The sequence below is a fragment of the Lentimicrobium sp. L6 genome, from assembly GCF_013166655.1.
Classification (GTDB): Bacteria; Bacteroidota; Bacteroidia; order Bacteroidales; family UBA12170; genus UBA12170.
This window is the reverse complement of sequence record NZ_JABKCA010000026.1, coordinates 1-12,230: the sequence shown is the minus strand read 5'-3', so window position 1 is coordinate 12,230 and position 12,230 is coordinate 1. Positions and strand designations below refer to the sequence as shown.

Sequence of the window (12,230 nt, the reverse complement as noted above, 5' to 3'; positions counted from 1 at the left end):
TTTATTTATCGTTTATTCATATCTTAGAACTTCAATTGGATTTCTTCGCGCAGCCTTAAACGATTGCCAGCTTATTGTGATAAGGGCAATAAAAAGAGCCATTAAACCTGCAAGTATAAAAATCCACCAACTCAGTTCCGTTTTATAAGCAAAACCCTTTAGCCATTCATTCGTAGCATACCAAGCAACAGGAACAGCAATTACATAAGCGATGGAAACCCATTTCACAAAGTCTTTATTCAGTAATTCAATAATTTCAAGAACGCTTGCACCGTTTACTTTACGAATACCAATTTCCTTAGTCAGTTTTATTGATTTATCCACCGAAATTGCAAACAAACCCATCATCGATAAAAAAATAGAGATGATGCTGCAGGAGCCAATTAAGCGAATGAAATTTTTGTTCTCATCGTGAAGACTTTTGTAACGTAGATCAAGGCTTTCTAAATTTACTGGATAATCGGGAATGAGCTTGGACCAAATGGCGGCTATCGAAGCTTCAACTTCATTTTCGTGACCTGCTATTGCTTTAACTAAAACATTGGGGCCTTCGTCTCTATATTCTATAAAACCAGGTTCTATTTTTCTTTTTAAATTTGAGAAATGAAAATCGTCAACAATACCAATAATAGTTTTGTCAGAATTTCCTGGCATACTTTTACCAATAAGTTGCTGATTGGGAAAAAGACTAGCCAATGATTTATTTACAAGACACTTATGCTTATCGACTTCCGGATTCCCAGAAAAACCTTCACCCTCCAGTATCCTTATCCCCAGAGTCTTTACAAAGCTTGCATCTCCAGAAAAAAAACAAGGATAGTATTCCTTTTTCACACCATTATCATCATAATTAAAAAGCAGTTTAAAATGCCCGAGGAAAGGTGCAGAGGGAGTTAGTGCCACCTCCTTAATATTTGGATTGGCACGCAATTCTTCTTTAAAAGCCTTGCTGAGATTTTTATAAGCTTGAGGAATTTTTATTGCCATTACATTTTTGTCCAAGCCAATTTCTTTATTGTTAACAAACTGAATTTGTTTGATTATAACGGAAAAAGAGATTATCAAAACTATCATTACTGCAAGCTGAAAAATATTCATTACGTTTATTTTTCTTCTAATGGGTTGGAAACTGCATTTCATATTTGTTGTTGAGAGCTTTGTTCTTATATGGATTTGCGCAAAGAAATAGGATATTACAGCCACCAATCCTAAAAGCAATATACTTAAGGCTAAACTATTAAATTGAATAAAAGTAGAGGCAGTAATTGTAGTTTTTAGCAGCTCATTAAAATAGGGTATTAATAGTTTTAATAGAAGGATACCGAGTCCGATAGAGACCAAAATTAGCACAAAAACTTCCCTCATAAAAAGGAGTGTCAAATCTTTATTTGAAGCACCATGTATTCTGTTTATTATATAGTTTATTGAATTATCGTTTAATCTGTTCTTAATGAGTATGAGATAGTTAAACAATCCAACCCCTAAAATCAATAACGCAACTAGAATGGCTATCCAAAGGTCAGCTTTATCGCGTGTGAGGTCGAATATTGATCTTCTCATAGAACTATAATAGGCCTCATTCATTGGCAGTAGATCATATTGGTTTGGGCTGTCGCCTTTGATAACGGGAATTTCATCTTTTAAACGCTCAAACTCTTGTTCCATTTTTTGTCTGCTCAAAGGAGAATCCAATTTCACATAGCAACGGCTGTTTCTTTCTCCATGGAATAGACTTACCATATCAAAATTAAATTGCGTTACGGTATTGGGTTTTTCAAAAACTCCGCTAACTAAAAACTCTTTCTCCTCACTTTTGAAACTTATTATAATAGGCTTACCAATAGGCATTTCATTACCAAAGTATTTCATGGCAAGTTCTTTTGAAATGGCAATATCATTTTTTGATTTGAGCACAGTTTGCTCATTTCGACTTAAAAGGGTATAATTAAAAAAGTTAAAGAAATTAGATGATGCATTTAAAACAACAGGCTGATTATAGAAAGAGTTATTATTTACCTTTACTTGCGTTACACTATTGTGTATGATTCTGCAAAAACTTTCTACTTCAGTAAAATTTTCTTTCATATATTCTGCTGAACCATATCGAACGAATAGCATTTTGGGGCTGTCACCTCCCACTGCCCCAAAAGGATTATTTGTTTGTAAAGCGAATATTCTATGCTTATCCGGATTAAAACTTTCAGGATTTAGCTCACGCTGAATAAATACGGATATTAATAGGAAGAAAGCCATTCCTACAGCCAGACTAATGATGATCACCGAACTGTTTAGTTTATTCATTTTAAATATCTGTATTATCTTGAGAATTTGCTTCATCTATGTATTTAGTTTGTACCGTGACCTTTAATGTTTTTTTCATTTTCACTCTAGCTTACAAAAAATCAAAGTTTAATATCTATTCATATCTCAAAGCATCAATAGGGTTTTGTCGTGCAGCTTTAAAAGTCTGTCCGCTTACAGTTAGCAATACAATAATAAATGACAAACCACCTGCTAACAGGAAGATCCACCAACTTAGAGCCGTTTTAAAAGCAAAATGTGTAAGCCAAATATTCAAACCATAATATGCAATTGGAATTCCGATAACAAAAGAAACCAGAACCCACTTTAGGAAACCTAGATTTAATAATTTCAATACTTGGAAAACGGTGGCTCCATTTACCTTACGAATTCCTATTTCTTTAGTCCTACTGGCCATCATAAAAGAAACAATTCCAAATAGGCCCATACTGGCAAGTAGGATAGCTAGAATAGCAAAGAATCCCATCAATTGGAAAGTTTTGTTATCTCTCATATATCTTTGCTCTAGTATCTCATCAAGAAAACTAAATTCTATGATTTCGTTGGGATAGATTTGATGACAAACACCTGATAAGGATGACTTTATGGCTGAAACATCATGAGTAGGCTTCACTTTTACGATTAAATGATAAGCCCATGGGTAATGAATAACAAATACGGCAGGCTTGATATTATTATATAAAGACTCAAAATGAAAATCATCTATAACACCGATTACTCTACGACTAGCATTTGGCCAGACACATTCTAAGGATTGTCCGAGGGGATTTTCAGTGATTCCCAATTTTTCTACTGCGGCCTGATTTAACACAATCGCCTCCATTTGATCTGTCTTGGTCTCCTCTGAGAATAATCTTCCTTGAGCAGCTTCTATACCTAAGGTTTTGAAATAATCAAAAGTTACATGAACATATGGAATAGTAATAGGGTCGGTTTGTCCTTCCGGTAAAACAGTACCATCATTATTAAGAGATCCAGAGGGAATTCGACTGGCAACAGCAACACTTATTACATCATTATTTTTGAGGAGAGCCTGTTTGAGGGTATTGTATTTCGTTTCATCTCCAAAGTCAAAAATGGCAGTCAATACCCCATCTTTTTCGAAACCTAAATCTTTATTTTGTAAGAAACTGATTTGTCGAAACATCACAATAGCGCTTACAATTAAGATGATTACTATGGTAAATTGTGTGCCAATAAGAACTCTTTTAATTTGAAATCCAGAACGTCCACCACTATTATTAGACTTCATCACTCTTTGTGGCTGATAAGAAGACAAAACAAAAGCTGGATACCAGCCTGCAAGTATTCCTAAGGTAAACATCATTATAGTCATTCCAAGAATAACAGTACCATTGGTGAGTATAGAAAAGGTGAGCTGTTTATCCGCTAGATTATTGAAAAGTGGAAGACTCAGTTTAACTAATAATAGAGCTAAGCCAAACGAAATGAGAAATACCAAAATGGATTCCATAATAAATTGAGTGGCTAATTGTTTTCTTGAAGCTCCAAAGGATTTTCTCACCCCTATTTCTGTCAATCGTTTGGTAGCATTGGCCGTTAGTAAATTCACATAATTAAAACTAGCAATCAGCAAGATAAGTAAGGCTATAGCCAGAAATATAATAACATAAGTAACACTGTTCTGTGGCTGAATATCTCCTAAGAAGTGGGAAGAAAATAAGTGTATATCTTTAAGATTCTGCAAAGTAAATATAGGTAATGCATCAGCCTCTTGGTAGTAATCCTTCATCAACTTGCTGATTTCTGCTTCCACATCCGCTTTATTAAAGCCCTGTTGAGTATCAAAATAGACTAGGAAATTCCACCATCCCCAGTTTTCCTCCCAACCATCATCGAACATAGCATTACCATCGTTCAAAGTCATAAAAATATCGAAAGTAAAATGGGAATTTTCAGGAATATCTTGAATGACCCCAGTGATGGTATAATCATATTCGCTACTAACTTTTAAAGTTTTACCTATAGGATCAGCATCACCAAAATATTTAAGGGCGGTTTCTTCAGTAATCACCATGGACCAGGGCTGGGTTAAAGCTGTGGCAGCATCTCCTCTTACAAATTGGAAAGAGAATATATTAAACAGATCGGGATCTACCCAAGCCACCAAATTTTCCTTAAACCTCAGCTCGCTCTTTTGAATGAGTATATTATCACGGGGCAAAATTCTTGCGAAACTTTTTATAGCAGGGAGTTTCTCAGTCAACAAAGCTGCAGTACCAGGAGCTTGATAAGGATGCTGTTCCTGACAAAGCCTATGAATACTATCAGCTTTTGTATGATAACGATCAAAACTCCACTCGTGCAACACATAGAAAAGCAGTAAAATACTAACCGCCAAACCAATGGTCAGGCTTAAGATACTTATTGAAGAATACACTTTATTCTTCCACAAATTCGCAAAAGCTATCTTTATGTAATTTTTAATCATGACATTTTTTTTAGATGATTAATTTCTTTTTCTTGGTTTTACGCGATTGATATCTCTTATTTGAAGTATCAATTTATTCTTCTAAATACTTTTCATTTTTTACTATAATCACTATCAAAAAACCTCCCCATTTTTAAGATTATTTTGACTCCTCCGTAATCACTTGTCCATCGAGTAAATTAATGGTACGATGGGCAAATCCAGCATCTCTGTCGGAGTGCGTTACCATAATAATAGTGGCACCTTCTTGGTTGAGCTCGGTGAGCAAGTTCATGACTTCTAAACCATTTTTGGTATCTAAGTTACCCGTTGGCTCATCGGCTAAAACTAAATCGGGATTGGCTACCACTGCTCTTGCTATCGCTACTCTTTGTTGCTGCCCACCAGATAATTGTTGAGGATAATGCTTAATACGATGTCCGATTTTCATTCTTTGTAAAACCTCCTCCACTCTTCTCTTTCTTTCTGAAGCACTCATCTTTAAATAAATAAGAGGAAGCTCCACATTCTCGTATACAGAAAATTCATCAATCAGATTAAAGCTTTGAAAAACGAAACCAATATTTCCTTTACGGAAAACGGTTCTGTCTTTTTCTTTAAGTTTGGCTACTTCCGTACCGCCAAATTGATAGGAACCATCGGTAGGATTATCAAGTAAACCCACAATATTCAACAAAGTGGATTTCCCACAACCCGAAGGCCCCATAATGGCTACAAATTCTCCTTTTTTTACATTGATGTCTACACCATTAAGCGCATAAGTCTCAATATCTTCTGTTCTAAATACTTTGGTTAATTTTTCAATTTTTATCATGTCTATTGTTTTTATTGTTTCTATATTTTATGCTTTATCCTCACGCAAAGCCGCAAAGTCGTAAAGAAATTATACTTTTTATTGCTTCATTCTAATGATATAATGCTTGAATGATTTAATATTTAGCTTGTTCTTATACTCTATCATTTCCCCATTCCCTCATTCCTTCATTTGCATCTGTCAATTTCTACTTTTGTACATTCTTCATCGATATTCATTTCTATTTGACTCCATTAAATCAAGCTTTGTGCCGCAAAGCCTAACACATTGTATTTATGGTTTTTACAGAATATTCGATCAATTAAAAAAAGAACTAAGTGTAAATATTTTTTACAGCGATTGTATATATAATTTACAAATATTTGAACGAGAAGAATGGTGCTTTGAAATAAAAAAGAGTAGTGTTGAAATTATAATTGTTTTCATTTAAATACTGTCCAAAAGAAGTTCCATATTAAAAAAGATTCTTCACATCATTACATTACGTTCAGAAAGACGGGTGTTTAAGATTTAATTGGAAGGAAGAAGGGTTTTGCTTTTGGTATTGAAAAAAGCAAAGCCCTTCTTCCTTATGAGTTGTCAAAACACCTGTCATTCCGATGCGAAGCGAGGAATCTTTAATAATTATTAGGACGCTATTGTATTCATTTAAATGTTATTTGTGCTTTTAAATGATTATTCCATTTTAATTTCACATTATACTATGAAATCCCGGCCCTTATCTATTCCTAGGATACTTTCCTTTAACAAGTTCGCCTTATTTTTATTCATACCTCAAAGCCTCCACTGGATTTCTTCTGGCTAGCTTAAAAACCTGAAAACTAACTGTGATTAAAACTATTAACAAAGCAACAAACCCAGCTAAGGCAAATATCCACCAACTTAATCCGATTCTATAAGCAAAATTCTGAAGCCACTGGTTCATAACATACCAAGCAATAGGAACAGCAATTGCAAAGGCAATGGCCACCCACTTTATAAAGTCTTTATTGAGCATGATTAGAATCTCAGAGATTGAGGCCCCATTTACCCTTCGAATACCCATTTCTTTGGTGCGTTGCTGCGAGATAAATAATGCTAGTGCAGTAATTCCTACAATGCTAATTAATATGCCGATAATTGAGAAGGTAAAAAGTATTCTGCCTAGAATTTCTTCGGCTTTGTATTGCTGAGCTATCTTTTCGTCGATAAAAAAGTAGCTGAATTCTTGATTGGGATAATGTTTATTCCACACTTCCCTTGTGATATCTAAACCTTCTCTGGTATTTCCTGCTCGTATTCTAATATGAGTAAATCTTGCACGAGATGGCGATTCTCCTAATAAAAAAGCAAAATCACCCACGGCTTCATGCGCTGAGTTATAATTAAAATCCTTTGCTACACCAAGTATTTTTACTGGATTATCATTCTGATCTAAATTGTGAGTCATAGCATAGGTTTCAAGCGCTTCTATTGTTCCGTGTTTTTCCAATAATCTATTAAACAAATGTTCATTAATAAGCATACCTTCAACAGTATCTGCAGAGGGAGAAATCCAATTATGGAGTAATTGAATATTCATTGTTTTTATATAGTCGTAATTAGCCAGAACGAAATCGGCAGATCCATCAATTCCAAAACCTTCGAGCTGGAAATCTTGTGTGGGATAACCAAAATATTGTCGAGTGAAACCAACAGATTTAATGAGAGTATTCTTCTTCAACTCATTGGCAAAAACGGTAGGATCTTTCGAGAAGTCTTCAAAATGAATAACAACTACATTTTCTTTTTCGAAACCTAATGATTTTGTGCTCATAAAATCAATTTGCTTATTTACAATAATTGTACATGACATCAGGACGATAACAATGCAAATTTGCAGCACAATCAAAGCTTTTAAACTAAAATTTCCTGAGGAACTATCTTTTTTTGTAAGGAGCTGAACTGTTGTGGTTTTTCTTAATAAAAAGAACCCCACAAAAAGAGTACTTAGGGCTCCACAAATAGCCAGGACACCAATTATGGTAAGGTATATAATAGGCTCGGAATAATAAATATTAAAATCTATTTCGAAAAACTGATTTATTTGTGAGCCAATAAATTTTAATAAAAACAGCGAAACAAGAATGGCAGCAGAACAATGCACTAATACATCAACCAAAACCTGTTCTATGATCTGTTTTTTATGCGCCCCAACAGCACGATACAAACCAAGTTCCTTTGATTTTTTTATCAATTTGGTAAGGTTCAAATTGATAAAATTAAAAAGGCTTACAAATAGTATTACAAACGAAATGGTAATGAACAAGCCAATATTGATTTTGCTGGTACTTTCTTTTAATTCAAAGCGATAATCAGACTTTAAATGAATGTCTGCCAATGCTATAAGATTGAATTTATAATCCTCAGGCCCTCTCACGTTCCGTAAGCTGCTTTCATTATATATAGAAAGGAATTTATCGGCCACTAGTGCTGGAGAGACCTCATTTTTTAATTTTATATAGTTGTAAACCCAATGGGTCTTCCGATTTGGCAAAACGTTGAATCGTTCCTGCAATGATCCTTTTTGCGAAAGTAAGATATGATATTCAAAATGAGTTTTGGGATGTGTATTTTTCACTATACCTCTAATCTGATATTCACCCACATCTTGAAAATATTGCAAGGATTCTATCTTAATGGTTTTACCGATAGGGTTTTCATTCTCAAAATGTATTTTTGCAAAGTCTTCAGAGATAAATGCGGTATTTGGTTTTGAAATATCGTTTAAATCTCCCACCAAGCTTTCTACTTCAAACATTTTTATAAAACTTTCGTCAACCGACATCATGTTCTTTTGCTGAAAAGAGTTTTCATTTAGCCTAATTGTTCCGATGGGACAATGGGTGAATTGCGTTGCCTCCACTATTTCAGGAATATGTTTAGACGCTCCATTAATAAAACCGAGACTTCTGGCCCATTGCATATTCGAACCTGTAGGACTAGAGATGACCCTGTATATATTCTTATAATCCTTAATATGCTTATCAAAACTTCTTCATTTGTAACATAGATAAACAAGATGAAAAATGAAATAATCCCAATAGCTAAGGCTAGAATATTTACACCTGAAAATATTAAATTCTTAGAAATTCTCTTGATTGAAATTTTTAAATAGTGTAGAATCATTTTATAAAATTTAATGTGCTATTTATTTTTGCAATCGCATTACTCTATTCGTATCGCAAAGCCTCCACTGGATTTCTTCTTGCAAGCTTAAAAACCTGAAAACTAACTGTGATTAAAACTATTAACAAAGCAACAAACCCAGCTAAGGCAAATATCCACCAACTTAATCCGATTCTATAAGCAAAATTCTGAAGCCACTGGTTCATAACATACCAGGCAATGGGAACTGCAATTACAAAGGCAATGGCCACCCACTTTATAAAGTCTTTATTGAGCAAGACTAATATTTCAGATACCATTGCACCATTTACTTTTCGGATTCCTATTTCTTTTATCCTTTTCTGCAATCCATAAAGGCTTAGTCCAAACAAGCCTAAACATGAAATTAGAATGGCAATAAGGGAACTATATCCTATTAGTTTCTCTGTTGTTTGTTCTTTGGCATACAATTCATTCAAATCATCTTCCAAAAAGCTCAACTCCACTAAATCATTTGGGGCTATTTTTTCAATTTTATTTTTAATAGTTTGTACAAGTTTAGAATTAGATGAGGAATTCATTTTAATAAACATAAAAGAACCAATTGGAGCATACCTAAATGCAAAAGGTTTAATTTCGGAATGCAAAGATTCGGTATGCATGTTTTTAATGACTCCGATGATCTCCCCTTTTTGCTCAGAAGATGTTCCATCGAAAATTGACATTTTTGTCCCCACTGGATTTTCCAAATCCATTGCTTTTACAGCGGCTTCATTAATTACAAAGCCATCGCTTGCATCTTTGGAGAATTCCTTGGACAAGAATCTGCCTTCAATAACTTCAACACCTATGGTTTCATCAAAATCATAATCCACGAAATTTAAGCCCATATCAAAAACATCATCTGTTTCCCTTCCATCCCATACTGGCATATCTGACATCCACCAAACGGTTAAAGGACTTCGAGAAGTACTGATGCTTGAAATTTCCGGCATCATTAATAATTCGTTTTTTGCTGCCTCATAATTATGCTTAAGCTCATCTTGCATTTGTACGATAAGGATATCATTCTTATTAAACCCAAGATCCTTTTGCTTCATGAAACGAACTTGCTGAGTAATAACAATAATTCCGGCTATCAGAATTATGGTTAATGCAAACTGAAAAATCACCAATCCACTTCTAAGATTCAGTTTCTGATGATTCGATGAAGAATTATTCTTATTTAAAGAACCAAAGGGCTGAATCGTTTTTTTAATCAAATCAATAGGCCTCAAAGATGAAAGAAAGGATGCAGGATAGATTCCAGAGATTAATCCAGTAAGAGCTGCAAACCCCAATAGAGTAAGAATGGTGTAAAGATTAAAACTAAGTTCCAGATTTACGTGAAGTAGATTATTGACAGATGGTAAAAGCAGTTCAACAAAAATGAGTGCAATGCCCAGAGCCAACATGGCAAGAATTTGAGCTTCAAAAAGAAACTGAATAATGAGTAATTTCTTACCAGAACCTAAGATTTTCCTTAAACCAATCTCTTTGATTCTTTTATCTGAGGTGGCCATTGTTAAATTAACAATATTGAAGGTTGCAATTATTAAAATAAGGATGGCAACAATGGAAAGAATATAGACGTATTGTATGCGCCCTCCACCTTTTAGATTGTGTAAATGACAATCCGTCAATGGTGTTATATACAATTTATTATTCCAATCAGGCTTAAATTGACTGATCACATCAGCTATTTTAATATTAACAGCTGAATAGTCAGTTCCTTTATTAAGTTGTACATACACTTCCATGGATTTGCTATTCCAAGTATCAAAATATTTAGAAATCAATTGATAAGGAAGTAAAAATTCAAATTGAATATCCGAATTTGCTGGAATATCCTCAAATACAGCTGTTACAATATACTCATCGTCACCATCCACTTTTACGGTATGGCCTATTGGATTTTCATCCCCAAAAAGTTTTTCAGCTAATGATTGGGTGAGAACAATAGAGTTGGGATGTATGAAAGCATCAGAAAGGGTTCCAATTGCTAAAGGGAAATTAAACATGGAGAAAAAAGAGGGATCCACAAAGCTACCATTAACCAAAATTTTATTTTCACCTTGTATTATCTTTTTGTTTCCCCAGTTCCAAAAAACAGTTGAGTTTTTAATATCCGGATATTCTTCCTTTAAATGCAGGGCAACAGGAGCTGGTAAAACGTAAGCATGAAAATCTGAGGGTTCATGAGTAAAAGCCGCCTTATATAGGTCTTGTGAGTTTTCATGAAACCTATCGTAACTCATCTCATATTTTACCCACAAACCAATAATGATGGTGCAGGTTAAGCCAAGGCTTAAACCAAATAGAGTTATTAATGTATTTATTTTATTTTTCTGAATGCTACGCAAGGTGATTTTTGCAAAGTGCTTAAACATAGTTTTTTCCTTTCTAATGATTAATTAATACCGCTGATTAATCAAATTGCGCCTTAAATCCCTAATAGTCTTAAAGCCGCTTTGATTATGTATCAGCATTTACCAATGTAAAAGCAAAATGGCTTAAGATGCATTTTGGCGTACATTGGTATAATTCAATTTTCCTTGGTTTTACGCGATAGATATTTCTCACATAAATATCAAAACTGTTATATATACTAATGCCTCTATACTCTACCCCTGATTTTTATGGGTTACTACCCTTGTTATAACAACTCATATGTTTTAACAAGGCCTAATTTTTCTCTTCAGTAATCACCTCACCATCTAGTAAATTTATAGTACGATGAGCAAAACCAGCATCTCTATCAGAGTGCGTTACCATGATGATGGTGGCACCTTCTTGGTTGAGTTCTGTTAATAAGTTCATCACTTCTAAACCATTCTTAGTATCCAAGTTACCCGTAGGCTCATCAGCTAATACCAAATCTGGATTAGCAACTACTGCTCTTGCTATCGCGACTCTTTGCTGCTGTCCACCAGATAATTGCTGAGGATAATGCTTAATACGATGTCCAATTTTCATTCTTTGTAAAACCTCCTCCACTCTTTTCCTTCTTTCTGAGGCACTCATCTTTAAATAAATTAGAGGAAGCTCTACATTCTCATATACAGAAAATTCATCAATCAGATTAAAGCTTTGGAAAACGAATCCAATATTTCCCTTACGAAAAACGGTTCTGTCTTTTTCTTTAAGTTTGGCTACTTCTGTGCCACCAAACTGGTATGAACCATCTGTAGGATTATCAAGCAAGCCTACAATGTTCAACAAAGTGGATTTTCCACAGCCTGAAGGCCCCATGATGGCTACAAATTCTCCTTTTTTCACATTGATATCTACACCATTAAGCGCATAAGTTTCAATATCTTCTGTTCTAAAAACTTTGCTTAATTTTTCAATTTTTATCATGTTTATTGTCTTTATTGTTTTCTATATTTTATTCTCACGCAAAGGCGCAAAAAAAACTTCTCACTTCTCACTTCTCACTTCTCACTTCTCACTTCTCACTTCTCACTTCTCACTTCT

Annotated in this window: 6 protein-coding genes; all 6 read right to left on the bottom strand. The window is 34.3% G+C overall.

Translation table 11 applies throughout. From position 1 onward, the window contains the following. Positions 1 to 12: 12 nt before the first annotated feature. The 6 genes from HNS38_RS08240 to HNS38_RS08215 all read right to left on the bottom strand — a co-directional run bounded on the left by HNS38_RS08240 (position 13) and on the right by HNS38_RS08215 (position 12,113). The gene (locus HNS38_RS08240) at positions 13 to 2,301 is read right to left on the bottom strand and encodes an ABC transporter permease (protein WP_172346274.1); all 2,289 of its coding nucleotides are present in this window, start codon (positions 2,299 to 2,301) and stop codon (positions 13 to 15) included. A gap of 115 nt (positions 2,302 to 2,416) precedes the next feature. Then, on the bottom strand, positions 2,417 to 4,774 hold the full coding sequence (locus HNS38_RS08235) for an FtsX-like permease family protein (protein ID WP_172281732.1): 2,358 nt from the start codon (positions 4,772 to 4,774) through the stop codon (positions 2,417 to 2,419). A 139-nt stretch (positions 4,775 to 4,913) separates the two neighbouring features. Next, a complete protein-coding gene (locus HNS38_RS08230; RefSeq protein ID WP_172281730.1) occupies positions 4,914 to 5,588 on the bottom strand; it encodes an ABC transporter ATP-binding protein in 675 nt (224 codons plus the stop codon). Positions 5,589 to 6,351: 763 nt separating this feature from the next. Beyond that, positions 6,352 to 8,586: an ABC transporter permease gene (locus HNS38_RS21080; protein ID WP_371742944.1), complete on the bottom strand. Its 2,235-nt coding sequence runs from the start codon at positions 8,584 to 8,586 to the stop codon at positions 6,352 to 6,354. Between the two features lie 193 nt (positions 8,587 to 8,779). Then, positions 8,780 to 11,143: an ABC transporter permease gene (locus HNS38_RS08220; protein WP_172346273.1), complete on the bottom strand. Its 2,364-nt coding sequence runs from the start codon at positions 11,141 to 11,143 to the stop codon at positions 8,780 to 8,782. 295 nt (positions 11,144 to 11,438) lie between these two features. Further along, a complete protein-coding gene (locus HNS38_RS08215) occupies positions 11,439 to 12,113 on the bottom strand; it encodes an ABC transporter ATP-binding protein (RefSeq protein WP_172284113.1) in 675 nt (224 codons plus the stop codon). Positions 12,114 to 12,230 lie beyond the last annotated feature (117 nt).

Excerpts from the sequence above, each read along its gene's own strand:
- HNS38_RS08215 (WP_172284113.1), bottom strand. The coding sequence starts at position 12,113 with ATGATAAAAATTGAAAAATTAAGCAAAGTTTTTAGAACAGAAGATATT.
- HNS38_RS08220 (WP_172346273.1), bottom strand. The coding sequence starts at position 11,143 with ATGTTTAAGCACTTTGCAAAAATCACCTTGCGTAGCATTCAGAAAAAT.
- HNS38_RS08235 (WP_172281732.1), bottom strand. The coding sequence starts at position 4,774 with ATGATTAAAAATTACATAAAGATAGCTTTTGCGAATTTGTGGAAGAAT.
- HNS38_RS08230 (WP_172281730.1), bottom strand. The coding sequence starts at position 5,588 with ATGATAAAAATTGAAAAATTAACCAAAGTATTTAGAACAGAAGATATT.
- HNS38_RS08240 (WP_172346274.1), bottom strand. The coding sequence starts at position 2,301 with ATGAATAAACTAAACAGTTCGGTGATCATCATTAGTCTGGCTGTAGGA.